The organism is Robiginitalea marina (genome assembly GCF_024006985.1).
In the GTDB taxonomy this organism is placed as follows: domain Bacteria; phylum Bacteroidota; class Bacteroidia; order Flavobacteriales; family Flavobacteriaceae; genus Robiginitalea; species Robiginitalea marina.
In genome coordinates, this window is the sequence record NZ_JAMXIB010000001.1 from 499,290 (window position 1) to 525,151 (window position 25,862).

A 25,862-nucleotide genomic window follows, 5' to 3' on the forward strand; every position below is an offset into this window, starting at 1 on the left:
TAGTCCATTAGATAAGGTGCCCTAAAATACATTTAAGTGGCTACGCTTCCAAAGGCTCGCTTTAAAAAATGCAACACCCTCTTTACTGTAAAGGGAAAGATTAATTAATTCTAATAAAAAATGTACCTTTTCACCAAACCCTGCCCGATGCAAAAGCGAAATACCCTTTTTTCGTCTTATCCACGAGACCCCGGCCTTTTCGACGAACTATTCGACCAGGAGGGAAAGGTAACCAAAGTGTACAGCAAGCTTTTCAACCTTTACGGAAAGAATTCCATCTCCGATTACCTCGAATTGAACAATAAGGCGAAAGCCTCTTTTTTTAACCAGGGGATTACCTTTCAGGTCTACAATGAGGCAACCACCAGGGAGAAGATTTTCCCCTTCGACCTGTTCCCCAGAATTATTGGTGCAGAGGAGTGGGCACATATCGAAAAAGGGGTGGTTCAGCGCTGCCGGGCATTGAATTTGTTTTTGCACGACCTCTACCACGAAAAAGAGATCCTCAAGGCAGGGGTTGTTCCCCTGGAACTTATCAATTCCTCCGAGAATTACCTGGAGCAAATGGTTGGGCTCGACCCGCCCGGAGGCATTTACAACCACATTTCCGGAACCGATATTATCAGGCACAAGGACGGCGAATTCTACGTTTTGGAAGACAACATCCGGTGCCCTTCCGGAGTTAGTTACGTTTTGAGCAACCGGGCAGCCCTTAAAAGGGCGTTTTTCGGGGTCTTTAACCACTATGATGTCCATACAGTAACCAACTATGCAGAAAACCTGCTCGACCAGTTGGAACGGGTAAAACCAGGTGGGGTCGACGTGCCTACCTGCGTAGTGCTTACCCCGGGCATGTACAATTCGGCCTTTTACGAACACAGCTACCTCGCCAAGACCATGGGTGTGGAACTGGTTGAAGGAAGGGACCTCTACGTGGAAAATGATTTTGTATACATGAAGACGATTATGGGCCCCCGAAGGGTCGATATCCTTTACCGAAGAATCGACGATCATTTTATCGATCCCTTGGAATTCCGGCAGGATTCTGCCCTCGGAGTTCCTGGCCTTTTTGCAGCGTATAAGAAGGGGAATATCACGATAGTAAATGCGCCGGGGACCGGAGTGGCCGATGACAAAGCCGTATACACCTATGTTCCGGATATTATTCGATTCTACCTGGGTGAAGAGCCCATCCTGAAAAATGTTCAAACCTACCATTGCAGTCGCAAGGAGGATCTGGAATACGTGCTCGACAACATCCGGGAACTGGTGGTAAAACCCGTAGATGAAGCCGGGGGCTATGGAATCTCCATAGGAAACTGCCTTACCGACACTGAAGTGGAGGAGGTCCGGCAATCTATCCGGAATGCTCCCAGGAAATATGTAGCCCAGCCCATCCTGTCGCTTTCTGTGCACCCAACGTTTATTGAGGAATCACAGTCCTTCGAACAACGCCATATCGATTTGCGCACCTTTACGGTATTGGGTCCCGATTCCTCATATGTTTTGAAAGGCGGCCTCACCCGGGTTGCGCTTCGCAAGGGCAACCTTATTGTTAACTCTTCCCAGGGCGGCGGATCCAAAGATACCTGGGTACTTCAAAAATAAAGACCATGCTTGCTCGAGTAGCCGATAACTTATTTTGGATGGGGCGTTATATTGAACGGGCCGAACACATGGCGCGCTTCATGAACGTGAACTACTTTTCCTCCCTGGATGCCCCCAGTTCGACTTCCCAGTCAAGGGAGTTTGTGCTCCGGTCAATGGTCAACATGACGGGGCTATCCATGGCGTCCTCCGGCGTCCTTAAGGAACAGGATGTCCTGTATCGGATCGGCACGGATCCCGGGGAATCCTCCTCCATCGTAAACTCCATAAAAAATGCCCGGGGAAATGCACAATCTGCCAGGGATTTAATCTCCACGGAACTCTATGAGTCCATCAATAAGTTTTACCACTTCGCCGTAGATTATCCCACCGGAAAATTCGTCAGGACGGGGCTTTTCGATTTCACCACACAGGTGACGGAGATGACGGCAATCATCCGGGGAAAAATTCGGGGGACACTGCTTCACGATTCCATTTACGCCATCATCATGCTGGGGGTTAACCTGGAGCGGGCCCTGCAGATTACAAGGATCATCCAGGCTAAATACCTCGATGCGCTTCATGCAGAGGGAGAACAAGAGGAGGGATTCCGATACAGTTACGAATGGACTACCTTGCTGAAATGCACAGAATCCTACGATATGATGCGCCGGCTGTACAAAAAACAACCGACGAGCACGAGCACGCTCGAATTCCTTATTCTGAACCCCAACTGCCCCAGGTCGGTGATGAACAGCCTGAACCAAATATACCGGCATATTTCCATCCTGGACCCCCTTAGAATCAGGGACAAGGACTCCTCGGCCTTTCTGATTGGAAAAATCAGGGCTGAGTATCAGTTCAAAAGCATTGAAGACATCGATAACAACCACAGGGAATTCATCACGGAAACCCTGTCGTCCCTTTCTGCGATCGGATCCAGGATCGAAGGGGAATTTTTCTATTACTAGCAGACTTTAAAAACAGCTTACCTTAAGGGCCTGGAAAGGACAGGGTGGAATGACGGAACACTACACTATTGAATACGTTGCGGAAAATACCTATGAGCACCCCGTGCTTGAGGCGAATTGGCAATTCCTGATTATTCCCCGGGAAGATGCCCATCAGCAGCGAATACAAATCTTTTTCGAAAACAGTGAAAATGCCCCATGGGAATTTTCCCGTAATGGATTCGATTTTACCACAATCCGGGTGCGTTGTCAGGGAGCCTTCAAAACGATTTCCTTCCGGGCCGTATTCCATCTCGAAAAGACGGAAGCAAATCCTTTTGAATTTGATTTGGGGCAACTCCGGGGCTTACCTGAAAATCCTGATGAACTCCTGCTTTTCAGGATCCGGTTTAGCAGGTACCTGAAAGATACTCCGTTGAGCCGGCTCCCCAATAGGGTGAAAGTTTTTGACTTCGACCCGAAGCATCACATTTTTGAAAACCTTATCGGGTTGAATTCGTGGGTATTCCAAACCCTGAAGTATACCAGTGGTGCGACTGACGTCGATACTCCACTGGAGGTGGTTCTTGAGAATCGTATGGGGGTGTGCCAGGACTTTACACACCTCTTCCTCGCAATTGCCCGTCATCATGGAATCCCCGCCAGGTATGTCTCGGGATACCTTCACCAGGGACTCGGATATTTCGGAGACGCCCAGATGCATGCCTGGGCAGAAGCCCACCTTCCGGGCATCGGCTGGGTGGGATTCGACCCTGCAAATAATATCCTCGCCACCACCGATCATATTAAAGTGGCCCATGGACGGGATTACTCGGACTGTGCCCCTTTAAAAGGGGTCTTTACCGGGATGGGGGGGAATGCCACCAGACACAGGGTTCAGGTCGAGACCCAACAACAATAGTGCAATAGTCGGTGGGTAATTGTTGAAAACGCCTTACTTTTACACCATTAAAATCCATTTTCATGAAGGAGAAATTGAAGTCACTTATGGAGCGCCTTGGTGCGTTAAGGAGGTATCTTTGACATAGATGCCAAACGCATCGAAATTCAAAACGAAGAGGAAAAAACCATGGAGCCCGGGTTCTGGGATGACCCTGTCAAGGCACGGGAAGTCATGAAAAGCCTCCAGTCCAGGAAGCAGTGGGTCGAAGACTTTGAAGAATCTGAGCGCCTGGTCGGGGACCTGGAGGTTCTTGTGGATTTCCTTGAGCAAGATGAAGTCTCTGTGAGGGAGGTTTCGCAGCAGTTGGACAAGGCTACGGAAGCTATCGAAAAATTGGAGTTTCGCAACATGCTTTCCGAGGAAGGGGACGAAATGACTGCAGTGCTCCAGATTACGGCAGGGGCCGGAGGGACCGAGAGCTGTGACTGGGCCTCCATGCTGATGCGGATGTACCTCATGTGGGCGGAAAAAAACCGGTATAAAATCCGGGAATTGAATTACCAGGAAGGCGACGTGGCCGGAATTAAAACGGTAACCCTGGAAATCGAAGGGCACTACGCCTTTGGGTGGCTCAAAGGGGAGAACGGGGTCCACCGGTTGGTGCGCATATCGCCTTTTGACAGCAACGCCAAACGACACACCTCTTTCGCCTCGGTCTATGTCTATCCCCTGGTAGACGATTCCATCGAAATTGAAATCAACCCGGCTGATATCGAAATTACCACGGCGCGCTCCAGCGGGGCGGGCGGGCAAAACGTCAATAAGGTCGAGACCAAGGTGCAACTGGTACACAAGCCCACCGGCATTCAGATATCGTGTTCCGATTCGCGCTCTCAGCACGACAACCGGGCAACGGCGCTGAAGATGCTCAAATCACAACTCTACGAGATAGAACTGCGCAAAAAACAAGAAGCCAGGGACGAGATTGAGGCCTCCAAGATGAAAATCGAATGGGGCTCCCAGATCCGGAATTACGTCATGCACCCCTATAAACTGGTCAAAGATGTGCGCACCGGGGCGGAAACCGGGAATGTCGATGCCGTGATGGACGGGGAAATCGACATGTTCCTAAAGGCCTACCTGATGATGATGGGGCAAAAAGACCCCGCCTAGCAGCTTACAAAAACCTTTTTATCATGATTATTGTTTACCACAACCCCAGGTGCCGCAAATCCAGGGAAACCCTCGATTTGGTGCAGCAGAGCGGGGAAACCTTTGAAATTATAGAATACCTCAAGACCCCCCTGGACACTTCCGGACTCAAAGCGCTGCTCAATAAGCTGAAAATGGAGCCCGCCGCCCTGGTGCGCACCGGCGAAGCGCTCTGGAAGGAAAAATACCGGGGAAAAGACCTGACCGACGGGCAAATCCTGGCTGCTATGGAAGCCCATCCCATCCTCATGGAACGCCCCGTTGTGGTAAAGGGTGACCGGGCGATCCTTGGCCGTCCGCCTGAAAAGGTCCTGGAGTTATTATAACAAGGAAACCTGGATTTGTTTAAGCTTTAAGCGAATTCATTTAACAAACATTTAACCAAACCGGATTAAACGTTCCCCGTTTGATCCAATCTAAAGAAGGAAACCATGAAACAATTCTTTTTTCTTTTGATCGTCTTTATGGCTGCCTCCCAGTGGGGCCATTCCCAAATGGGCCAATATGGGACTTTCGGACCGCAACGGTCTTCCATCCCTCGCGGACCAGGGCCTGAAGCCCAGAAGGAAGAACCCAAAACGGCGGAAGAACTCGTGGCTGCAGAAATGCCCAAAATTATAGAGGCCCTTGAGCTCAACGCTTTTGAGGAAGCCGTTGTAAGTTCCGTTTTGACCAAATACGTACAGCAGCGCATTGAACTGCAAATCCTCGCCCTTCCTGCAGAGCAGACCCGCGAGGCCCATGAGCGCATTGCGGAAAACCAGAAGGCCGACCTCGAACAGGGGTTACCGGCAGAAAAGTTTGAGCTCTTCATGGAATTGATGGAAAACGGCTTCGACAGCAAAAAGGCCAAAAAAGAGCGCAAAAAAAAGAAAAAAGACAAAACTTAAACCTGAATGAAAAAATTTCTCGTGCCGCTGATGGCTTTGCTCAGTCTAACCGGGCAGGCCCAAAGGCCACAGGGTCCAACAGATCGAAACATAACTCTTACAGGAACGATTGTGGACCGCGACACGGGAACCCCGCTGGAATATGCAACCTTCGTTTTGCAAAAAGCGGATGACCCTTCCGTAGTTACCGGGGGTATTACAGACCTGGAAGGAAAGTTCAGCGTGGAGACGACCCCGGGCATATACAACATCAGGGCCGAGTACATCTCATACACTACCTATACACAAGATAACCAGCGCTATATCCGCTCGACGGACCTTGGGGTGATCCGCCTGGGCCTCAATGTGGAGGAACTGGAGGCCGTGGAAGTGGTCGGGGAGCGCACTACGGTAGAAGTCCGCCTCGACAAAAAAATCTACAACATTGGTAAGGACATCACCACCAGCGGGGGGACGGTTTCGGATGCGCTTAACAACGTCCCCTCGGTTGCCGTGGACGTAGAGGGGAACATCAGCCTCCGGGGGAACGAGAATGTCCGTATCCTGATTAACGGCCGGCCTTCGGCCCTGGCCGGCTTTGGTTCCACGGATGCCCTGCAACAGCTTCCTGCCGAGGCTATTGAAAAAGTAGAGGTCATCACCAGCCCTTCGGCCCGTTACGACGCCGAAGGTACTGCGGGCATCCTCAACATCATCCTGAAGCGGGAAAAGACCCTGGGCTTCAACGGTTCAGTCAACACCTTTATCGGATACCCCACAAACAGCGGGCTCACCGCAAACGTGAACCTGCGTTCCGACAAATTCAACCTGTTTAACACCACCGGTTTCCGGTATCGAGATGCCCCGGGGAATGCCTTTTTCGACAACACCTACACCTCCGGTTCCTTCGACCGGATCATCGAAGACCGGGATACCAAAAGGCTGAACCGCAGCTTCAACACCAACCTCGGGCTGGAGTATTTTTTCACAGAACGGTCCAGCCTTACGGGAAGTTTCTTTTGGCGCTTTTCCAGGGACCGGGATCTGACGGAAAATGCGACCCAGCGTTTTGACCAGGCGGTACTTCAAAGCCGTACGCTCAGGGAAGAAGACCAGGAGGAGGACGACAAGAGCTATCAGTTTTCACTGAATTACCGCAATAACTTTAACGATGAAGGCCACGAGCTAACGGCCGACCTGCAATACTCCATAGACGGGGAAACCTCCGTTGCCCTGATCGAAGAGCGCAACACCCTCCCCGATGACCGGTTGCTGGCCCTTGAAAACGTGGATCAAACCCAGGACCAGAAGGAATTCCTGTTCCAGGCCGACTACGTACTCCCCATAGGTGAGGCCCAGTTCGAAGCCGGGTTACGGTCCAACCTGGAACAGCAAATCACCGATTACCGCCTGGACTCCCTGGACCAGGCCTCCGGGAACCTGGTGATCAATGAACAGCTGACCAACATCTTTACTTTCGACCAGAATGTACACGCCGTGTACACGCAATACGGCAACAAGCTGGGCAAGTTTTCCTTCCTTACCGGACTGCGGCTGGAATACACCCAGTTGAAAGGGAAAGTAGACACGGAATTCGACCTTTCGGAACTGGAGGACCTTTTGGGGGAGGATGTGGATTTGAATTTCGATAAAGATTTTGTGGGCCTGTTTCCCACAGTTAACCTGATCTACGAACTTACTGATACAGAAAACATTTCCCTGGGTTACAACCGCCGGATCAACCGGCCCAGGAGCTGGTTTATTAACCCCTTCCCTTCCCGGAGCAGCCGTACGAATATCTTCCAGGGGAACCCGGACCTTGACCCCGCCTTCGCCAATGCCTTCGACCTGGGGTACCTGAAACGCTGGGACAAGCTCACCCTTACCTCTTCTGTCTACTACCAACTGGAATCCGGGGCCTTCGAAAGGGTTCAGGAGCCCACGGGGGAGACCACAACAGACGGGATTGAGATCGTGCGTTCCATCCCGATCAACCTCTCGACCAATCAGCGGTATGGTGCAGAAGCCGCTGTCCTTTACAATCCTACGCGGTGGCTCCGCATCAACAGCAGCTTCAACTTTTTCCGGTTCGTTACGGAAGGAGAGTTCAATGGGGTGGATTATGGGGCCGAAAACAACAGCTGGTTTGCCCGGTTCAGCTCAAAGGTTACCCTTCCCGCAAAAATAGACTGGCAGACCAATGCCTTTTACCAGGGACCCAACCAGAATGCGCAAACGAAGACGGAGGGGATTTTTTCCGTTAACCTCGCCTTCAGCAAGGATATCATGAAAGACAACGGGACCATCCTGTTTAATGTAAGCGACCTGTTTAATTCAAGGAAGCGCCGCTCCTTTACCCAAACAGACTTTTTCACTTCAGACAGCGAATTCCAGTGGAGGGTACGGACGATCACCTTTTCGTTTATCTACCGGTTTAACGAAGCGAAAAAACGAAACGGCAGGGGCCGCCAGGGGGGTGATTACGACGAAGAAGGAGGCGAATTCAGCGGCTAGACTTGCGGGAAAGACATTGCATAAAAAAAGCGGGCTATCCCGCTTTTTTTTATGCTTCTCTTTTAGCCCTCCTGGCTTCCCGCCGCTCCTTCCAGAGCTCCATCAGGTTTCCTCCCAGCCAGTAAGGAACTACGAAAAGGATGAGGAACATCATCAGCCAGAACCCTATGGTCAGGATGGTCAGAAAAGCCAAAAAGCCGAGGTATTGGTCAAATTCAAACATGGACAGGCGCTTTGAGGCACAAAGATAGGCGGTTTTCCCAAAAAGGCGCAAATCATTCGCAAAAAATTCGCCCCCTCGCGGCGTGGCCTTGGAGCGCTGGCCCCTGAATCCGTATCTTTACCCAAAAGAAACTACCCATGTCATTCCGAATAGAAAAAGACACCATGGGCGAGGTAAAAGTACCCGCCGACAAGTACTGGGGCGCCCAGACTGAACGCTCGAGGAACAACTTCAAAATCGGGCCGGAGGCTTCCATGCCGAAGGACATCATTTATGGCTTTGCCTACCTGAAGAAAGCGGCGGCATACGCCAACTGCGAGCTGGGGGTGCTGGCCGCGGAAAAGCGGGACCTGATCGCCCGGGTCTGCGACGAAATCCTGGAAGGAAGGCACGACGACCAGTTTCCCCTGGTGATCTGGCAGACCGGTTCGGGTACCCAGAGCAACATGAACGTGAATGAGGTGATCGCAAACCGCGCCCAGGAACTGGCCGGCCGCAAGATAGGCGAAGGGGAAAAGGCCTTGCAGGCCAATGACGATGTAAACAAATCGCAGTCTTCCAACGACACCTTCCCAACAGGGATGCATATTGCTGTCTATAGCAAGGTGGTGGAGGTAACCCTTCCAGGGGTCCGCCGGTTAAGGGATACCCTGAAAGCAAAATCGGAAGCCTTTATGGATGTGGTCAAGATCGGCCGTACCCACCTGATGGATGCCACCCCCCTGACGCTCGGACAGGAATTTTCAGGATACGTATCACAGCTCGACCACGGTATCAGGGCCGTGGAAAACACGCTCGACCACCTCAGCGAACTGGCGCTGGGCGGCACTGCCGTGGGCACGGGGTTGAACACCCCAAAGGGCTATGACGTACTGGTGGCCCGATACATCAGTACCTTCACGGGGCATCCCTTCAAAACGGCCCCCAACAAATTCGAAGCCCTGGCCGCCCACGACGCCCTTGTGGAAACCCATGGAGCCCTGAAACAACTGGCCGTTTCCCTGAATAAAATTGCCAATGACATCCGGATGCTGGCCTCGGGGCCCCGCTCGGGGATTGGGGAGATCCTCATTCCCGCCAATGAGCCGGGAAGCTCCATTATGCCGGGCAAGGTTAACCCCACCCAATGTGAGGCCCTGACCATGGTCTGCGCTCAGGTTATGGGGAATGATGTGGCCATTACTATAGGTGGGACGCAGGGGCATTACGAACTGAACGTCTTTAAACCCCTGATGGCGGCAAACGCCCTGCAATCGGCCCAGCTCCTGGGCGATGCCTGCACGAGCTTTGAGGCCCATTGCGCTACGGGGATCGAACCCAACCGGGAAACCATCGAAAAGCTGCTGAATAATTCGCTTATGCTGGTGACCGCCCTCAACACGCGGATCGGGTACTACAAGGCTGCAGAAATTGCGAACGCCGCCCACCAGAACGGGACCACCCTAAGGGAAGAAGCGATTCGCCTGGGGTATGTCACCGGGGAACAATACGATGAATGGGTAAAACCCGGGGATATGGTGGGAAGCCTTCGGAACTAAAGCCCCACCCAAAAAAAGAAAAGGGATCCCATCGGGGATCCCTTTTTCCATTTCAGGCTACAGCCCTTATTTTAACTCAAACTTGGAGGTTGCGAGCAGCTTCAGGCGGTCGTCGTAAACGTTGACCATATAGTTCCCGTCCTGGAACTGGCCTGCGTAGTTGCTGATATAGTCACACACATCCAGGGATGCATTTTCGTAATAAAAGTTGGTATTCTTGGTATAGGTAATGGAGGGGCCGTCCTCTATGGATTTGGTGTTGGCGCCCCCCATTAGATTTCCCTGGGGATCGAGCACCTCGATATAGAATTCGCGGTCACCGGCCTGGGCAATCACGTTATCGGCCACTGTAAAGCATACTTTCAACTTTTCGGTGCGGCGGGCCCTGTTGGTCGATACCAGGCTGCCATTGTTGCGTTCCCGAACGGCATCCACCACAAAGGAGGTCAGGTTCAGGGCGGACCCGCGTTCCACGGCATCAGCCAGCTGGGTGTTCTGAACCACCAGGGAATCGTTGAAAACAGTTTGCTTCTCCAGTTCGGCGAACGTACTGTCTCGCTGCATGGCGATCATGGTGTTGGACTGCTTCAGGGAGTCTACCTGCCTGAGCAATTGCTCGCGTTCCTGTTTCAGGACGGCAACCTGCCTGCGGTAGCGGGACAGGGTGGCAAGATCAGCTTTCATGACACTTACCGAATCGATGTATTTGGCGATTTCGTCACGCGCCTTAACAAGTTCCTCGTTCGTGGCATTGCTCTCCATGATCGCCTTGTCGTATTCGCTTTTAAGGTTGTTCAGGTCATCCACCACAAGTTCCTTTTCCTGTTGGAGGATGGCCTCGTTCTTCTTCTTGTCCTGATAGAGGTTTACGGTGTAAATCACCGTACCCAAAAGGATGACTCCGAGAAGACCGGCAAGCACCTTTAATCCGTTATTGTTTTTTGTTTCTGCCATAAGTGTACGAATTGATTACTTTGTTTAAAGTACATTGTTTGTGCTCTATATACGGGCCAATCGAAGGTTTAGATTTCGATACCGGAAAAAAATATTCGGATTGCCTGCGACCAGCAGGGGTAGTTTGTATCTTTCAGGTGCTTTATGAAATTTTCAATTCGAATATCATGACCCTGAGACGACTTTTTGCCTCCTGCCTGGCGGGCAGCCTGATGGTTTTCTCCTGTAAGGGGGAGGGTACCAAAACCGGGGCCCGGAACCAGGCCGTTGCCGATACCGGCCCCAACCCCCCGAATGAATCCCTGGTGGTCACCCCGGTTTCCCATGCCACTGCCGTGCTGCAATGGGGGGGCACCACCCTTTACATAGACCCGGTGGGGGACCCCGCCGCCTTTGCGGCTTTTGGTCCGGCAGACCTGATCCTGATCACGGACATCCACGGCGACCATTTCAGCCTGGAAACCCTTCAACAACTGCCCACGGAAAAGGCAAAACTCATAATGCCCCAGGCCGTTGCCGAACAAATGCCCGATGCCTTTGCACCCCAGATTGATGTCCTTGGAAACGGGGAACAGAAAGAACGCTACGGGATTACCGTAACGGCGATCCCCATGTACAACCTGCGGGAGGAAGCCCGGGATTTCCACGTAAAGGGCCGGGGGAATGGTTATGTGCTGGAAAAGGGTGGCATGCGCATCTATTTTTCGGGGGATACGGAAGACATCCCTGAAATGCGTGCCCTGGAAAACATAGACAAGGCCTTTGTCTGCATGAACCTGCCCTATACCATGACCGTGGAACAGGCCGCCAATGCTGTCCTTGAATTCGCCCCGAAGGAGGTGTATCCCTACCATTACCGCGGGCGCCCGGACGTAAGCGATGTCGGGCGTTTTGCCGGGCTGGTTTCCGGGGGTAATGCCGATATCAGGGTCGTACAACTCGACTGGTATCCGGACGCCCCGTATTAACGTTTCAGGCTGTAACAAATTATGGCCTCAAGCGTCCAATAGGCGGTTATCTTCCAATGAACGTACATTATCCTAAATTGACACACTTCCATGAAAACGCTTCTCTGGCGCACCAGCGCCCTTGGCGTCCTGATGCTGCTGCTCGGCGCATGTGTGCAGGACAAGGCCCAGACCCAGACTACCTCTGAATTTAAGGTCCCGGTTACCTATTACACCCTCGACAACGGGTTGAAAGTGATCCTTTCCCAGGACGACACCTCCCCCACCGCCATTGTGGCCGTCTATTACAATATCGGCTTCCGGATCGAACCGAAGGACCGCACCGGGTTTGCCCACCTGTTTGAGCATATGATGTTCCAGGGGTCGGAAAACCTGGGGAAAATGGAGTTCATAAAGCTTGTGCAACAAAATGGCGGGGTGCTGAATGGTTCCACCCGCTTTGATTTCACCAATTATTTCGAGATTGTTCCGTCCCATAAACTGGAAACCATGCTCTGGGCCGAGGCAGACCGGATGCGGGGCCTCGACATCACCCAGGAGAACCTGACCAACCAGCAGGGCGTCGTTAAGAACGAGGTAAAGGTGAATGTGCTCAACCAGCCCTACGGCGGATTCCCATGGCTCGATATGCCACAGTATGCCAATGAAAACTGGTACAATGCCCATAATTTCTATGGGGACCTGGAAGACCTGGATGCCGCCAGCCTTGAAGATGTACTCGCCTTCTTCAAAACCTATTATGCCCCAAACAATGCAGCCCTTGCAGTCGTTGGCGATTTTGACGAGGAACAAACCAGGGGTTGGATCGAAAAATACTTCGGGAATATTCCCGCGGCAGAGCTCCCGCCTCAACCCGACATTTCGGAGCCCCGTCAGGAAACGGCTAAGGAGTTCGTAAAAAATGATTCCCTGGCCAACAAACCGGCACTTGCCGTCGCCTTCCATATGCCAGAGCGCAATTCCCCCGAGTACTTCGCCATGGGCCTGCTGGACCAAATACTGGTGCAGGGCGACAACAGCCTGCTCGTACAGAAACTGGAAAAGGAAAAAGGCTTCTCCTCTGACGTCAGCGGAGGGATCAACTACCTGGGGAACATGTTTAACTACAAAGGCCCCATGCTCTGGATGTATGACCTCACCTATGACAACGAGACCAGCCGGGAAGATGTGCTCGGGGCCATCGAAGAAGTCATGTCGGGCCTTAAGGAATCGGTGGACCAGGAAATGCTCGACCTGGCCCTGGTGAAAATCCGGTCCCGGCTTTACGATGACGTGGGGGGGTTCTTTGGCCTGGGCCGGGCAGACTTGCTGTGCAGCTTCGCCCTTTTTGATGATGACCCTTCCCGCATCAACAGCCTGGAGGAAGAATTCCGGAAGGTGGATGTGGAAACCGTCAAACGTACCATCGATGAATACCTGAGGCCGACCAACCGGACCATCCTTGTGGTAAACCCGCTGCTGGCCAACAACCAAAAATCCGAATAGCGATGAAAACATTCCTGTATTCCATGGCACTGGCCCTGCTGCTGCCTCTGGGGCCGATCAATGCGCAACAAAAGGAGGAACCGCCCAAAGGCGGGGAACCAAAGAATTTCACCCTGCCGCAGAAAGAGGTAATCGCCTTTTACAATGGGCTTACCCTGGTGATGATACCCTACGGTTCCATCCCAAAGGCAACCATTCAGTTCAGCATCAAAACCGGGAACATCCACGAAGGGCCCGACCAGGTATGGCTCGCCGACCTTATGGCCGACCTGATGAAAGAAGGAAGCTCCACCCGCAGCGCCCGTCAGCTTGCCGATGAAATGGCAGCCATGGGGGGCAACCTCAACATCGGGGTGGGCACCCATACCTCTTCCCTCTCCGCATCGGTACTGTACGAGTTTGCCCCGGAAGCCATTCGCCTGATGGCCGATGTGCTGCGTAACCCAAAATGGCCCGTGGAAGAACTCGACCGCCTCAAAAGCGACATGAAACGGAGCCTGGCCATACAGCTTTCCCGGCCCCAGTCGCAGGCAAGACGCGATTTTTATGCCGCCCTCTATCCCGACCACCCCTATGGCCGGGTTTTTCCAACCGAAGCACAAATTGACTCCTATGGGGTGGAAGACCTGAAACAGTTTTACCAGGAAAACCTGGGGGCCCAAAGGACCACCGTCTATGTGGCAGGAAATTTCGATGCCGGGGCCGTTAAGGAAGCTGTGGAAGCTTCCATGGCCGGCTGGCAGGAAGGCAACCCGGCTAATTATCCGGTAGCCGAGCCGGTAACGGCACCTTCCATGAAGATCATCGACCGGCCCGGGGCGCCACAGTCAACCATTTATTACGGGCTTCCGGTACCCGGTCCTTCGGATCCCGATTTCCTGGCCCTGGACGTGACCAACTCCATCCTCGGGGGCTCTTTCGCTTCCCGCATCACCAGCAATATCCGGGAAGACAAAGGGTATACCTACTCCCCTACCTCCGTTTTGGCGACCAATTACCGTTCGGGGGCCTGGTTTGAGGTTGCTGACGTAACCACGGAACACACCGGGGCATCGATCCGCGAAATCACCAGTGAAATCGAACGCCTGCAACAGGAACCCCCTACGGCGGAAGAACTCGAAGGCATCATCAATTACGAATCCGGGATATTCGTGCTGCAGAATTCCACCCCTTCAGGGATCATCGGGCAATTGATTTTCCTCAATACCCACGACCTGGATGAATCCTTCCTGAAGAACAAGGTTGCGAACATGCATGCGGTGACCCCGGAACAGGTATCTGAACTGACCCGCAAATACATCCGTCCCGAAAACATGACCCTGATCGTGGTGGGCGACAAGGAAAAAATCGAGGGCCAGCTGGAGCAAACCCTGGAACAACCGCTGAAACAATAGGCCTTTCGGCCCAAAAGCAAAAACTCCCGGGGGTTCCCCGGGAGTTTTTTTATTCGCGAACGAGCTTTTTGTACTTAAAGCGCTTGGGCGTGGCCTCCGCCCCCAGGCGTTTTTTCTTGTTTTCTTCGTAGTCCGAGAAGGACCCTTCGAAAAAGTACACCTGGGAATCGCCTTCAAAAGCCAGGATATGGGTACATATCCGGTCCAGGAACCAGCGGTCGTGCGAAATGATGACCGCACATCCGGCAAAATTTTCCAGGCCCTCCTCCAACGCACGCAAGGTGTTTATATCTAGGTCGTTGGTCGGCTCGTCCAGGAGCAGGACATTTCCCTCTTCCCTCAGGGTCATGGCCAAATGCAGGCGGTTGCGTTCCCCCCCGGAGAGCATGTTGACCTTCTTGTTCTGTTCACTGCCCGAGAAATTGAAGCGGCTCAGGTAGGCCCGGGAATTGACCTGCTGCCCGCCCATGAGGATCAACTCCTGCCCGTCGCTGAAATTCTCCCAGATGGTCTTGTCCGGTTTTATATTTCCATGGTCCTGGTCCACATAGGCTATTTTTACGGTGTCCCCCATGGTAAAGGTCCCTTTGTCGGGTTGCTCCTCCCCCATAATCATGCGGAATATCGTGGTTTTCCCGGCCCCGTTGGGCCCAATGACCCCAACAATACCCGCCTGCGGGAGCCTGAAGTTCAACTCTTCGTAAAGCAGTTTGTCCCCGTAGGCTTTGCTCACCCCCTGGGCCTCGATCACATGCGTCCCCAGCCTGGGCCCGTTCGGGATGTAGATCTCCAGGTTTTCATCGAGCTTTTTCTGGTCCTGGCTCAAGAGCTTGTCGTAATTGTTCAGGCGGGCCTTTTGTTTGGCCTGCCTTCCCTTGGGGTTTTGGCGGATCCATTCCAACTCCCGCTCCAGGGTCTTCTGCCGTTTGCTGGCCTGTTTCTGCTCCTGGGCAAGCCGCTTGGATTTCTGTTCCAGCCAACTGGAGTAGTTCCCTTTCCAGGGGATGCCCTCGCCCCGGTCGAGTTCCAAAATCCAGCCCGCCACGTTATCGAGGAAATACCGGTCGTGGGTCACTGCGATGACGGTACCCCGGTACTGGGCCAGGTGGTGTTCCAGCCACTGGACGGATTCGGCGTCGAGGTGGTTGGTCGGCTCGTCGAGCAGGAGCACGTCCGGTTCCTGCAGCAGCAGGCGGCATAAAGCCACCCGGCGACGTTCCCCCCCGGAAAGCACAGAAATCTTCTTGTCTGCTTCCGGGGTGCGCAAGGCATCCATAGCCACTTCCAATTTTGAATCGAGTTCCCAGGCGCCGGAAGCGTCGATCTGGTCCTGCAGGGCTGCCTGCCGGTCCATCAGCTGCTGCATCTTGTCGGGGTTTTCGTAGACCTCCGGCAGGGCAAACATGTCATTGATCTTGTTGTATTCGTCGAGTACCGCCACGGTTTCCGCCGCACCTTCCCGGACCACTTCCAGCACGGTCTTATCCGGGTCCAGTTCGGGTTCCTGCTCCAGCAGGCCCACCTTGAACCCCGGGGAGAAAACGACATTTCCCTGGTAGTTGGTGTCCTTCCCGGCAATTATGCGCAACAGGGTCGACTTCCCGGACCCATTAAGCCCCAGGATGCCAATTTTGGCCCCGTAGAAAAAACTGAGGTAGATGTTCTTGAGTACAGGGGTATTGGCGTTCTTGTAGGTTTTGGTCACCCCCGACATGGAAAATATAACCTTCTTGTCGTCAGACATATCCTTAAAAAATTAGCAGTGAGTAAAACAGGGGGTCAGACCCTCCCTTTCAGGGCGTTAAACACCCATGCAATAGCAAAAAATCCGATCCCCACGGCCGCGAAACCCCATCCGGCCACGTCGTCGTACCGGAAGGCCCCCAGGGCAATCAGGCCCAGCCCAACAATGATCATGATCAGGGTTGCCCAGGCCAGTACAGTGTTCTTATTCATTCCCATGTTTCAGCTAGTTTGGTAAGTAGGCAAATATCGGAATTTTTTCGGGCCCGGGGAACCTCTGGTTTAACCTTCAGGACGCTCCCGGGAAAACAATCCCCGCCCGGTCCCGGATCTGGTCCAGGATCGAGTGAAGGGCTGCGCTGTCGGCCCGGGACCAAAGGGGGCTCTGGGTATATCCCGCAGCCAGGCAACGGTGCACCTCTTCAATTTCGTAGGTATAGCCTGCCCCTTGGAAGGGGTGGCGGATAGTCCGGACTTCCCCTCCCAGGTCCAATTGATAGGATTCTGCCTGGTGCCACCTCGGGCTGAGGTAAATATTTCCGGCTTCCCCTGAAATTTCGGCCCGCATTTCGGACCGGGAAGTAAAGCCACTGTACAACAAGGCCATGGCCCCGGGGTAACCCAACAGGATGCCGATTTGCTTTTCAACCCCGGTTTCGTGGAAGTGCGCCAGGACCCTGACCTCGCCCGGGACGCCGAGCAACACGTAGGCCAGAAATACCGGATAAATCCCGATATCGAGGAGGGAACCACCGGCCAATTCCGGGTTCAGGAGCCGGCCCCCGGGGTCCCGGTCCAGGGCAGGGAAGGCAAAATCGGCCTTCAGGTACGCCAGGGCGCCCAACCCTCCATCCCGGACAAAGTCGCATACCTCCCGGATGACCGGGTTAAAACGGCTCCATAGGGCCTCCATCAGGAAAAGGCCTTTATTTTCAGCCAGGGCGTGCATACTTTTTACTTCGCCGGAATTGATGCCCATCGGTTTTTCGCAAAGCACGTGCTTGCCGGCCTCCAGAGCTTCCAGGGTATGGGCGTGGTGGAGGTTATGGGGGGAGGCGATATAGACCACCTCCACAGCGGGGTCTGCAAAGAGCTCCGCATAGGATCCATAGGCCTTTAGCGCCCCGTATTGCGCTTGAAATGTTCGGGCTTTTTGGAGATCCCGGGAAGCTACTGCCCGGAGTTCCGCGCCGGGAACAAGGGCCAGGTCACCCGCAAATTTTGCGGCAATGTGCCCGGGGCCAATAATGCCCCAACCAATGGTGCTGTTCATGTTTCCCTTATGTTAACGGTTAAAGGTAATCATAAATCCTGCGTATCTTTAAGCCGCAAACCGCTATAAGCCTGAAACCCGCCATGGACCTTACCTTCAACAAGAACGAAGACCACCATAAACTGAAGCGCTCCGACCTTAAGAAAAAATATGCCCGGATCAAAAAAGGAGGGGGGGACCAGCGCATCGCAAAATTGCATGCCGAGGGAAAGATGACCGCAAGGGAACGCATCGAATACCTGCTGGATGACCCTGCCGATGCCCTGGAAATCGGGGCCTTTGCCGGTTATGACATGTATGCCGATTACGGGGGGTGCCCCTCCGGGGGGGTGGTCGTAAAGCTGGGGCACGTACAGGGGCGCCTCTGCGTGGTGGTAGCCAATGACGCCACGGTTAAGGCCGGGGCCTGGTTTCCGATCACGGGAAAGAAAAACCTGAGGGCGCAGGAGATCGCCATGGAAAACCGACTGCCCATCATTTACCTGGTCGACAGCGCCGGGGTTTTCCTCCCCATGCAGGATGAGATTTTTCCCGATAAGGAACACTTCGGGCGCATTTTTCGGAATAATGCCCGGATGAGCAGCATGGGCATCCCGCAAATCGCTGCTGTGATGGGGAGCTGTGTAGCCGGGGGGGCTTACCTGCCCATTATGAGCGATGAAGCCCTCATCGTGGACAAGACAGGAAGTATCTTCCTGGCGGGCAGCTACCTGGTAAAGGCGGCCATAGGGGAAAGCGTGGACAACGAAACTCTGGGCGGGGCCACCACCCACTGCGAGATCAGCGGGGTGACGGACTATAAGGCAAAAGACGACAAGGACGCCCTGGACCGGATCAAAAAACTAATCGCCAAAATGGGGGCCTTTCCCCAGGCGGGCTACAACCGGATCGACCCCCAGGCGCCGGCCAAGGACCCGGGGGAACTCTTCGGGTTGCTGCCAATTTCCCGTTCAGAGCCTTATGACATGCTTGAGGTCATCGAACGCCTGGTGGATGCCTCCTCCTTCGAACAGTACAAAGAGGGCTATGGAAAGACCCTGCTAACCGGGTATGCGCGAATCGACGGCTGGGCCGTGGGCATCGTGGCCAACCAGCGCCGGGTGGTGAAAACCAAAAATGGGGAGATGCAATTTGGAGGGGTCATTTATTCCGATTCCGCCGACAAGGCCACGCGCTTTATCGCCAATTGCAACCAGAAAAAAATCCCCCTGGTCTTCCTGCAGGATGTGACCGGCTTTATGGTCGGCAGCAAAAGCGAGCATGGCGGCATCATCAAAGACGGGGCGAAGATGGTAAATGCCGTCAGCAATTCGGTGGTACCCAAATTCACGGTCATTATCGGGAACAGTTACGGGGCAGGGAATTATGCCATGTGCGGGAAAGCCTACGACCCCCGCCTGATCGTGGCCTGGCCCAGCGCAGAACTGGCTGTGATGAGCGGCAATTCAGCGGCCAAAGTCCTGTTGCAGATCGAGAAAGCCCGTCTGGAGAAGGCCGGGGAATCCTTCGATGCGGACAAGGAAAAAGCCCTTTATGAAAAAATCAAGGAGCGGTACGACCAGCAGATCTCTCCGTATTACGCAGCCGCCCGCCTTTGGACGGACGCCATCATCGACCCCCTGGCTACGCGCCATTGGATTTCCATGGGGATTGAGGCTGCCAACCAGGCCCCGATTGAAACCCGGTTTAATATGGGGGTGCTGCAGGTATGATTACTCTGCATCGATCCGTTGCATATTCAATTCACGGCTCGAATGCAGCTGGAAATTGAAGTTTCGCGGCTCTGTAACCTCCACGATTAACTGGTATTTGCCCGGGTAGGAAACCCCAAGGATATCCCCCTTGGCTACCTTCATCCGGTACCGGCCCCACTTGTCGGTCTGCACGGTGGTATTTCGGGTGTAATTGATAACCGTTGCGCCTTCCATCGGCTGGCTGATTTTCTGGCCCCTCAGCGCAGGCCCTGCACTAAAAACAATCCCCGAGATTTCACTTTCACTGCGCAACCGCTTCCTTACTTCCCTGGGCGAAGGCATCCTCCGGGGGTTGTCCGTGAAAAGGGTGGCCTGGACCGAAAACCCCACTACGGCCCCATCTATCGTTTCCCAGTCACCCTGACTTGCATAGCGCCTGTACGACTTGCCGGATGGCTGTTCGCCTGCCGGCAGGGAAAGCATTACCTGCGGGGTCCCGTGGACCCCCAAAAGCTCGAGGCTTACAATAAAATCGTCCCGTACCCACAGGTCGTAGGGTTTCAGGTCAATGACCGAAAATATAGTTCCGGCCTTCACGGTATGGAGCATATTTTTGCCGCTTTTGTTGAGGTTTTCTCCCGGGATGCCACCATTGCGGTTCGGGCTGTAAAAATTGATCCGCAACTGCACGCTATCCGATGGGTTTTCGAGGATATGGAAGAAGAGGGAGTTCAAACGGTACAACCCCTTTCGCATCCTGATCAGGGAAGCCAACTCGCCCCCAAGGGCCACACTGTCCTTCCAGTACCCAATCCCTTTTCCAATCAGGTCCGGGTAGCCATGTTCCTCCTCCACCTCCATAAGCTCAGCGCTTGAAACAACCACTTCGCTTAGGGAAATGGGTTCTGGTTCCAGTCGGAACACAAAAACTTTTAGGCGGGTATCGAGGTGGGCCAGCGGGATTTCCCGGGGGGTATACCCCAGGGAGGAAATCCGCAGGAGATCGCCGGATTCGACCTCCCCGGGCCGGAATTCAAGCAAAAACCGGCCATCCTCGCGGCTGACCGTTCCAATGCCCCTCCCGACCACACCAATGTTTACAAAGGGGATCGGGTTCCCACTTTGGGCATCCACCACCTGGCCCTCATAGGCCAACTGGCCCTGGATGGCGAGGGTCCAGATACAGAATACGCTCAGGAGTATCTCCTTCATAGGCTTTAGCGGATACTGGCATTCCCGGGATTATTGATGCTCAACAATTTTTGCCAGGTATTTTCAACCGCCAGCTTAAAGGCCCGCACCTCTTTTCTCTGGTCCCGCTCCCCATAATTGTAATAGGTGGTGACCTTCAGGTAGGTGGGGGTCAGGCTTTTGTTGCCCAGGTATTTGATGTTGACCTGCCACAATCCGGGCAGGGCATTGTCTATAATTTGTTCCTCCATCGAATACCCTTTGAGTTTTTCATCGAGCAGCCGTACTTCATTATCCACATAGGTGTGCTTCCAGGTATGGTACTGCCCTTGCGGGTTAACAAATTGTAATTCGAACTCCGCCTCGGTCTCGCTCCACTCCACCACTACCCGGGTGGTATTCTCTACATAGGGATCCGTCTTGATTTTGCGGACATCCGTCCCCATCTGGTTGCCGTGGACCTTCAGCAGGTTGTCGCTTTCGTTCTGGACGATCCTGGAGAATTCCTGCGATTCCACCAGGAAATTCTCATCGATCAAATATTTGTACCGGGCATACATGCCCGCGGCTTTGTCATAAAAACGCATTTCCCGGTAGGCCACCGCGAGGTCCTGGTACGACTGGCCGTACTGCGGCCGCAGGATGAAAATATCCTTGTAAAGCTCCAGGGCCTTTTCGGCCCGCCCCTGCTCCTGGTAGTTATAGGCGAGGGCCTTAAGCAGGGCTGCATCGCTTTCGAACCTCGAGAAATTCGATTCTATGATCCCGTCGGCAAAAGTGGTCTCCCCAAGGGTATCGTAAAAATGGCGATAGGCATCCAGGAAAAAATAGGGGGAGCTTCGGTAAGGACCGGCGTACCGGTTGTATACCTCGCGGGCGGCATCAAAGGTGGTGGCCTCTTGCAGCTCCGTCAGGTAGGTGGGAAGGTCGTTTTGTACCGCCGCCCCATCCAATGCATCACCTTTGTAGTAATTGTTCCGCAGGCGGGCCTGGTCCTTGATCTTAGCGCCCTGGGGGTTCCCTGTTATCGTGTTGATTATCACTACACCTCCACTACCCAGCGCTCCATATCGCGCTGAATAGGCGATAGAAGAAACTACGGCTAATCGTTTAATCTGATTCACGTCCAGCCATATAGGGGCATCTCTTAAGATCAGTCCATCCACATCATATACGGCCACCCGCTGATTGGAAACGGATCCGGGACCTCTGATAACAATATCTCCCCCTTCCTGACAATTCCCGGTTGTCCATACTCCTGCGAACCGGTTCCGAATTACATCCAGGATACAGAGACCGATCGGCTGAATGTCCTCCTCGGATAGCAACCTTACCTTGCCCGGAGCAGTATCCGCATTTAGGTATCCGAAGGCCGTCCTTATGATGCGGGGATTGACAGGATATTCAATGTCAAGGTCTTTCTGTGTTTTCCTATTGCTCCCCGTTACCGTAACCTCGGGCAGTTCCTCCACGTACGGGAGCATCATCAGGTTCAGGTAGCGGGTGCCTTCCTCCACCCGTACAACGTAATCCCTCATGCCGTTATAGGAATATTGAAGGAGGTTCCCCACGCCGGTGCGGATTTGGTACTTCCCGTCAGCATCTGTGAAGGCCTGGGTTTCCGAACCCTGAAGGACCTGTACCCGGACATCCTTAAGCGGCTGGGCGCCATCAGTGACAGTCCCCTGGACCAAACGGGTTTCCTGGGCGGCCAGGGCAATGGCAAAAAACAATAGCGCGAGGGTTGGGACACATTTTTTCATGACAGTGATTTTTGAGTTCGGCAGCGGCCATAATGCCCGCTTTTCCTTTTTTTCCCAGTGGGTAAAACAGCATCCACAGGACAATAAGGTCCGCAAGGCTCAATTGGTGAACGCTCCGTTAAACCCAGGATGCGTTCCCGGTCCTTCTGGAGCATTCGTCAATAATTGCACAACAAAAACCGTTCCGGAAACCTCACGCCTTCAAGCTTAAGTCCTAAACCCTCCGGGCTGGCCCTCAAGGGTATAGCACGAAAATGCCCCGGGCAGGTAATGCCCGTAAATGCAGCCGTGTATCATGGGGAATCAGTTCAGGGCCACCGTGGCTCCTTTGGTCAGCGTAAACAGCCGTTGGTTTACATCCTTCAGGCTAAGCTTGAAAACACGGACCTCCCTGCGCTGGGCCGTGGTCCCGTAATTATCATAAATGGATACCTTCAGGTAGGTGGGGGTCAGGCTTTTGTTGCCCAGGTAACGGACATTTACCTGCCAGGTACCCGGGAGGGAATCATCGACCAGGAATTCCTGGGCGTTGAAGCCGATCTCCTTTTCAAGCATTATGGCCTCCGCATCGTTGGCCAGGGAGTGTTTCCAAAGGTGGTACTGGCCATCAGGGTTTACGAACTGCAGGTCGAATTCGGCCTCCCCGTCGTTCCATTCAAAGACCACGCGGGTACCCTGGAAATCCTCTTCCTCCACATAGAGGGATGGGCGCTTCTCGGCACTGACCAGGGCGGCCTGGTGCAGGAATAGCAGGTTGTTGTACTCCCGGTTCAGGATAGGCGCAAAGGCTGAACTGTCGGAGGGTACCATCCCCTCTTCCACAAGGTAATCGTATCGTTTGTATTGGGCAGCGGCCTTGTCATACTCCCCAAGGCTGCGGTAGCTGTTCGCCAGGTCCATGTACGACTGTCCGTAATTCGGGCGGAGCTGCATGACCTTTTTATAGGCTTCATGCGCTTTCCCATGCCTCGACTGGCTTTCATAGGTGTAAGCCAGGGCCTTCAGCAGGACCGGGTTCCGGTCAAAAAGGTGTGCTTTTTGCGCCAGGATGCCATCGGCAAAGTCCGGGTCGTTCCGCTGGTCGTGGAAATGGCGGTAGGCATCGAGTTGAAAGTAAGGGGAACTGCCGTAGCGGTCCGCGTAGGACTCGTACACTTCCCGGGCCGCCTCCCTGGAAGGCGCTTTTCGAAGTTCCTGTAAATAGGTGGGTTCACTCATTTCCAGGGCCTGCACGCTGATCACCGGGCCGGTTTCGTAATTGTTGCGAAGCCTGGCCAGGTCCGTAAGCTTTCCTCCCCGGGGGCTTCCGGACAGGGTATTGATCACAATGACGCCCCCGGCACCCAAATTCCCATACATGGTGGAGGTGGCAAAGTTGTTCAGGATCGCCAGGCGCTTGATCTGGTTGATATCGAGCCAGATGGGCGGCTCGGTGAAGATTTGGCCATCCACGTCGAAAATGGCTGCCCGTTGCTGGAAGATAGAGGAAACCCCTCGAATGAAGACGCGCTGAGGCCCCAGGTCGTCAAATTCCCGGAAGGAATCGGCATCGCGCTGGGGAACCCCCTGGATGTTGGTGAGCTGCCCCTCGGCTGCCGGGCCACCGGAACCTGTACAGTCCCCTACTACCCGTACCCCGGCAAAGCGGTTGCGCAAAAGGTCAAGGATACACACATAAATCGGGGTTATTTCCGTTTCATCCATAAACCGGATGTTCCCGGGGGCCGTATCTGCATTCAGCATCCCATACGCGGTCCGGATCAGGCGTTTGTTCACGGGGTATTCCGCTTCCAGTTCCCGTTGGGTTTTGCGGTTGCTGCCGATGACCACCACCTCTTCCAGTTCCTCCACATCGAGAACCATGGAGGGGCTCAGCACCCGGGTGACGTCTTCCACGCGGATCCGAACTGGTTTCATCCCCTGGTAGGTATACCGAAGTACATCCCCGGTTGCGGCCTCAATGGCATAAGTGCCATCGCCAGCGGTAAAGGTGCTCGCGCCGGACCCTTCAACCGCAATGGCGACATCGCCAAGGGGCTCGCGCCCGTCGGTTACGCGACCCGTGATCCTTTTTATGTCCTGCTGGCCCCACATCAGGGGGCCTGCAAGAAGTAACAATACCCATAGCTTTTTCATGACAATTTTTTTAACTAATTCAAATATAAGGTTTTATCTGTTAAAATATTCCAAAATAAGCAAGGGTCAAAAACAAAAAAATAGCAGGCCTCCCGACCGGGGACCTGTGTGGAATGAAGGTAAGTGAACCCCTCAGGGAATCAAGAGGAGCGCGGTCTGCCTGCCGTTGACATAACGGAACCCCTCCGGCCCGTAATACCCGGCCTCTTCCAGCATGACGCGGATATCCCGCTTCCACTGGGGTAGGTATACGGTGGTATTCAGCTCTATGGCATAGGCAGTACCGGGGTGGAGGGGATATTTCTCCCCATCGTCCCGCATAACCCCCTCCTGGGCATCCCACATCCCGATAGTCGTCCCTGCCGAATGGCCATAGGTGCCGAGGGGGTGGGTATAGATGGCAGGCCGCAGCCCGTCCTGACGGGCGGCCCCCAGGGCACCGGCCAGGATCTGGTTCCCCGTGCGGCCTTCCTGCATGTTTGCGGTCAGGAAATCCTGTACCCGGTTGCCCTGCTTCAGGGCGTCCACCAGGAAGTCGGGGGCCCGGTCCTCCCCGGGGCGCAGGACGTAGGCCAGCTGCTGGCAGTCCGTATTGAGCCTCAGGTAGGAAATGCCGAAATCGCAGTGCAACAGGTCCCCGGGAAGGATGACCATATCCTCGGGGCGGTTCGAAAACGAATACAAATGACCTTGCAGCGCTTCGGCCGAACGCTGTACATCCACGGTGGGGTGGAACCAGGTTTCGAGCCCCAGGTCGGTAACTTTTTGCCGCATCCACCACTCCACATCGGTGGTGGTTGTGACCCCGGGGGTAATCACGCGGGAAGAAAAGGCCTCCCTGATGATATTATGGGTGATTTCAACCAGGTGAGACATAAGGACCATTTCCCGTTCGGTCCGGGTTTCGATCCAACCCACAGCCAGTTCTTCGGCGGAAACCACCCGCTTCCGGTAGGCTTCCGGGAGGTACGACATCAGGGCCTCATAATCGGTTTTGTCGAGGCCATCGGCGATGTTGTGGTCCCGGGAAAAATTCAACCCGATTCGTTTGGGGTCCCTTTCAGCTATAAGGTCGACCAGGCGTTGCCACTGGTCGGGTTGCGCTTCCTTATCCCAGGCTGAAACAATACTTTCCCCTATATTGTAACGGGCCACGGCCAGCTTGTCCATCCGGCCGGAAGTGGCTTCCCGGTAAAAAAGCAACATGGTCCGGCGCCGCGCATTGAGCCAGGTAGCCGGCAGAAAAGTTTTAAGCACGGGGTCCTCATTGTACTCCCTGGAGATCAGTACCCACATATCGATCCCGGTCCGGTCCATCAGTACAGGCAGCAGGGAGTCGAGGCGTTCCTTTAACATCTCGTCGACCACACGGGCCCGTTCGGCCTCGGGGAGGACGTGCTGAGCCCGGCCCGCAAGGCCAAAACAAATAACGAGGAAAGCCGGCAGAAGGTGTCGGATAGGCAT

At 54.1% G+C, this 25,862-nt stretch carries 21 protein-coding genes; 12 read left to right on the forward strand and 9 right to left on the reverse strand.

Annotated features, from left to right (window positions below; all coding sequences use genetic code 11):
• Nucleotides 1–147 precede the first annotated feature (147 nt).
• The 7 genes from NG653_RS02180 to NG653_RS02210 all read left to right on the forward strand — a co-directional run bounded on the left by NG653_RS02180 (nt 148) and on the right by NG653_RS02210 (nt 8,036).
• Nucleotides 148–1,608, forward strand: coding sequence for a circularly permuted type 2 ATP-grasp protein (locus NG653_RS02180; RefSeq protein ID WP_252740018.1), 1,461 nt, complete (start codon nt 148–150; stop codon nt 1,606–1,608).
• Between the two features lie 5 nt (nt 1,609–1,613).
• The gene (locus NG653_RS02185) at nt 1,614–2,558 is read left to right on the forward strand and encodes an alpha-E domain-containing protein (protein ID WP_252740019.1); all 945 of its coding nucleotides are present in this window, start codon (nt 1,614–1,616) and stop codon (nt 2,556–2,558) included.
• 49 nt (nt 2,559–2,607) lie between these two features.
• Nucleotides 2,608–3,459 carry a transglutaminase-like domain-containing protein gene (locus NG653_RS02190; protein ID WP_252740020.1) on the forward strand — a complete coding sequence of 284 codons (852 nt, stop codon included), beginning with the start codon at nt 2,608–2,610 and terminating at the stop codon, nt 3,457–3,459.
• 62 nt (nt 3,460–3,521) lie between these two features.
• A protein-coding gene (prfB, locus tag NG653_RS02195) for a peptide chain release factor 2 (RefSeq protein ID WP_256470385.1) occupies nt 3,522–4,614 on the forward strand; the annotation gives its coding sequence in 2 pieces (ribosomal slippage) (nt 3,522–3,578 and nt 3,580–4,614; 1,092 coding nt in all).
• Nucleotides 4,615–4,637: 23 nt separating this feature from the next.
• The gene (gene arsC, locus NG653_RS02200; RefSeq protein WP_252740021.1) at nt 4,638–4,979 is read left to right on the forward strand and encodes an arsenate reductase (glutaredoxin); all 342 of its coding nucleotides are present in this window, start codon (nt 4,638–4,640) and stop codon (nt 4,977–4,979) included.
• 105 nt (nt 4,980–5,084) lie between these two features.
• Nucleotides 5,085–5,543 carry a hypothetical protein gene (locus NG653_RS02205; RefSeq protein WP_252740022.1) on the forward strand — a complete coding sequence of 153 codons (459 nt, stop codon included), beginning with the start codon at nt 5,085–5,087 and terminating at the stop codon, nt 5,541–5,543.
• A 6-nt stretch (nt 5,544–5,549) separates the two neighbouring features.
• Nucleotides 5,550–8,036, forward strand: coding sequence for a TonB-dependent receptor (locus tag NG653_RS02210; protein ID WP_252740023.1), 2,487 nt, complete (start codon nt 5,550–5,552; stop codon nt 8,034–8,036).
• A 49-nt stretch (nt 8,037–8,085) separates the two neighbouring features.
• On the opposite strand, the gene NG653_RS02215 is transcribed toward NG653_RS02210, so the two are convergent.
• Nucleotides 8,086–8,259 carry a hypothetical protein gene (locus NG653_RS02215; RefSeq protein WP_252740024.1) on the reverse strand — a complete coding sequence of 58 codons (174 nt, stop codon included), beginning with the start codon at nt 8,257–8,259 and terminating at the stop codon, nt 8,086–8,088.
• A 137-nt stretch (nt 8,260–8,396) separates the two neighbouring features.
• On the opposite strand from NG653_RS02215, the gene fumC reads away from it, so the two are divergent.
• Nucleotides 8,397–9,797, forward strand: coding sequence for a class II fumarate hydratase (fumC, locus tag NG653_RS02220; protein WP_252740025.1), 1,401 nt, complete (start codon nt 8,397–8,399; stop codon nt 9,795–9,797).
• Between the two features lie 66 nt (nt 9,798–9,863).
• Here fumC and NG653_RS02225 read toward each other — a convergent pair whose 3' ends face one another.
• Nucleotides 9,864–10,751 (reverse strand): DUF8428 domain-containing protein, encoded by an 888-nt coding sequence (locus tag NG653_RS02225; RefSeq protein WP_252740026.1) that lies wholly within the window; start codon nt 10,749–10,751, stop codon nt 9,864–9,866.
• Between the two features lie 167 nt (nt 10,752–10,918).
• Here NG653_RS02225 and NG653_RS02230 point away from each other — a divergent pair, with 167 nt between their 5' ends.
• The 3 genes from NG653_RS02230 to NG653_RS02240 all read left to right on the forward strand — a co-directional run bounded on the left by NG653_RS02230 (nt 10,919) and on the right by NG653_RS02240 (nt 14,598).
• Nucleotides 10,919–11,719 carry an MBL fold metallo-hydrolase gene (locus tag NG653_RS02230; protein WP_252740027.1) on the forward strand — a complete coding sequence of 267 codons (801 nt, stop codon included), beginning with the start codon at nt 10,919–10,921 and terminating at the stop codon, nt 11,717–11,719.
• Between the two features lie 90 nt (nt 11,720–11,809).
• The gene (locus NG653_RS02235) at nt 11,810–13,204 is read left to right on the forward strand and encodes a M16 family metallopeptidase (RefSeq protein ID WP_252740028.1); all 1,395 of its coding nucleotides are present in this window, start codon (nt 11,810–11,812) and stop codon (nt 13,202–13,204) included.
• 2 nt (nt 13,205–13,206) lie between these two features.
• Nucleotides 13,207–14,598, forward strand: coding sequence for a M16 family metallopeptidase (locus NG653_RS02240; RefSeq protein ID WP_252740029.1), 1,392 nt, complete (start codon nt 13,207–13,209; stop codon nt 14,596–14,598).
• 49 nt (nt 14,599–14,647) lie between these two features.
• On the opposite strand, the gene ettA is transcribed toward NG653_RS02240, so the two are convergent.
• The 3 genes from ettA to NG653_RS02255 form a co-directional block, all read right to left on the reverse strand.
• Nucleotides 14,648–16,342, reverse strand: coding sequence for an energy-dependent translational throttle protein EttA (ettA, locus tag NG653_RS02245; protein WP_252740030.1), 1,695 nt, complete (start codon nt 16,340–16,342; stop codon nt 14,648–14,650).
• Nucleotides 16,343–16,377: 35 nt separating this feature from the next.
• A complete protein-coding gene (locus NG653_RS02250; RefSeq protein ID WP_252740031.1) occupies nt 16,378–16,560 on the reverse strand; it encodes a CAL67264 family membrane protein in 183 nt (60 codons plus the stop codon).
• Between the two features lie 70 nt (nt 16,561–16,630).
• Entirely contained in the window at nt 16,631–17,614 is a 984-nt protein-coding gene (locus NG653_RS02255) for a Gfo/Idh/MocA family protein (RefSeq protein WP_252740032.1), read from the reverse strand.
• 83 nt (nt 17,615–17,697) lie between these two features.
• On the opposite strand from NG653_RS02255, the gene NG653_RS02260 reads away from it, so the two are divergent.
• Nucleotides 17,698–19,326: an acyl-CoA carboxylase subunit beta gene (locus NG653_RS02260; protein ID WP_252740033.1), complete on the forward strand. Its 1,629-nt coding sequence runs from the start codon at nt 17,698–17,700 to the stop codon at nt 19,324–19,326.
• Here the strand turns inward: NG653_RS02260 and NG653_RS02265 are convergent, their stop codons facing one another.
• The 4 genes from NG653_RS02265 to NG653_RS02280 form a co-directional block, all read right to left on the reverse strand.
• The gene (locus tag NG653_RS02265; protein ID WP_252740034.1) at nt 19,327–20,520 is read right to left on the reverse strand and encodes a carboxypeptidase-like regulatory domain-containing protein; all 1,194 of its coding nucleotides are present in this window, start codon (nt 20,518–20,520) and stop codon (nt 19,327–19,329) included.
• Between the two features lie 5 nt (nt 20,521–20,525).
• Entirely contained in the window at nt 20,526–22,262 is a 1,737-nt protein-coding gene (locus tag NG653_RS02270; RefSeq protein ID WP_252740035.1) for a DUF2135 domain-containing protein, read from the reverse strand.
• A 303-nt stretch (nt 22,263–22,565) separates the two neighbouring features.
• Nucleotides 22,566–24,398: a DUF2135 domain-containing protein gene (locus NG653_RS02275; protein WP_252740036.1), complete on the reverse strand. Its 1,833-nt coding sequence runs from the start codon at nt 24,396–24,398 to the stop codon at nt 22,566–22,568.
• Between the two features lie 132 nt (nt 24,399–24,530).
• Complete coding sequence (locus tag NG653_RS02280) at nt 24,531–25,862, reverse strand: M24 family metallopeptidase (protein ID WP_252740037.1); 1,332 nt, start codon at nt 25,860–25,862, stop codon at nt 24,531–24,533.

Excerpts from the sequence above, each read along its gene's own strand:
- NG653_RS02235 (WP_252740028.1), top strand. The coding sequence starts at position 11,810 with ATGAAAACGCTTCTCTGGCGCACCAGCGCCCTTGGCGTCCTGATGCTG.
- NG653_RS02260 (WP_252740033.1), top strand. The coding sequence starts at position 17,698 with ATGGACCTTACCTTCAACAAGAACGAAGACCACCATAAACTGAAGCGC.
- NG653_RS02225 (WP_252740026.1), bottom strand. The coding sequence starts at position 10,751 with ATGGCAGAAACAAAAAACAATAACGGATTAAAGGTGCTTGCCGGTCTT.
- NG653_RS02280 (WP_252740037.1), bottom strand. The coding sequence starts at position 25,862 with ATGCCTATCCGACACCTTCTGCCGGCTTTCCTCGTTATTTGTTTTGGC.
- arsC (WP_252740021.1), top strand. The coding sequence starts at position 4,638 with ATGATTATTGTTTACCACAACCCCAGGTGCCGCAAATCCAGGGAAACC.
- NG653_RS02250 (WP_252740031.1), bottom strand. The coding sequence starts at position 16,560 with ATGGGAATGAATAAGAACACTGTACTGGCCTGGGCAACCCTGATCATG.
- NG653_RS02210 (WP_252740023.1), top strand. The coding sequence starts at position 5,550 with ATGAAAAAATTTCTCGTGCCGCTGATGGCTTTGCTCAGTCTAACCGGG.
- NG653_RS02180 (WP_252740018.1), top strand. The coding sequence starts at position 148 with ATGCAAAAGCGAAATACCCTTTTTTCGTCTTATCCACGAGACCCCGGC.
- NG653_RS02230 (WP_252740027.1), top strand. The coding sequence starts at position 10,919 with ATGACCCTGAGACGACTTTTTGCCTCCTGCCTGGCGGGCAGCCTGATG.
- NG653_RS02190 (WP_252740020.1), top strand. The coding sequence starts at position 2,608 with ATGACGGAACACTACACTATTGAATACGTTGCGGAAAATACCTATGAG.
- NG653_RS02185 (WP_252740019.1), top strand. The coding sequence starts at position 1,614 with ATGCTTGCTCGAGTAGCCGATAACTTATTTTGGATGGGGCGTTATATT.
- NG653_RS02270 (WP_252740035.1), bottom strand. The coding sequence starts at position 22,262 with ATGAAAAAATGTGTCCCAACCCTCGCGCTATTGTTTTTTGCCATTGCC.
- NG653_RS02215 (WP_252740024.1), bottom strand. The coding sequence starts at position 8,259 with ATGTTTGAATTTGACCAATACCTCGGCTTTTTGGCTTTTCTGACCATC.
- fumC (WP_252740025.1), top strand. The coding sequence starts at position 8,397 with ATGTCATTCCGAATAGAAAAAGACACCATGGGCGAGGTAAAAGTACCC.
- NG653_RS02275 (WP_252740036.1), bottom strand. The coding sequence starts at position 24,398 with ATGAAAAAGCTATGGGTATTGTTACTTCTTGCAGGCCCCCTGATGTGG.
- NG653_RS02205 (WP_252740022.1), top strand. The coding sequence starts at position 5,085 with ATGAAACAATTCTTTTTTCTTTTGATCGTCTTTATGGCTGCCTCCCAG.
- NG653_RS02240 (WP_252740029.1), top strand. The coding sequence starts at position 13,207 with ATGAAAACATTCCTGTATTCCATGGCACTGGCCCTGCTGCTGCCTCTG.
- ettA (WP_252740030.1), bottom strand. The coding sequence starts at position 16,342 with ATGTCTGACGACAAGAAGGTTATATTTTCCATGTCGGGGGTGACCAAA.
- NG653_RS02255 (WP_252740032.1), bottom strand. The coding sequence starts at position 17,614 with ATGAACAGCACCATTGGTTGGGGCATTATTGGCCCCGGGCACATTGCC.
- NG653_RS02265 (WP_252740034.1), bottom strand. The coding sequence starts at position 20,520 with ATGAAGGAGATACTCCTGAGCGTATTCTGTATCTGGACCCTCGCCATC.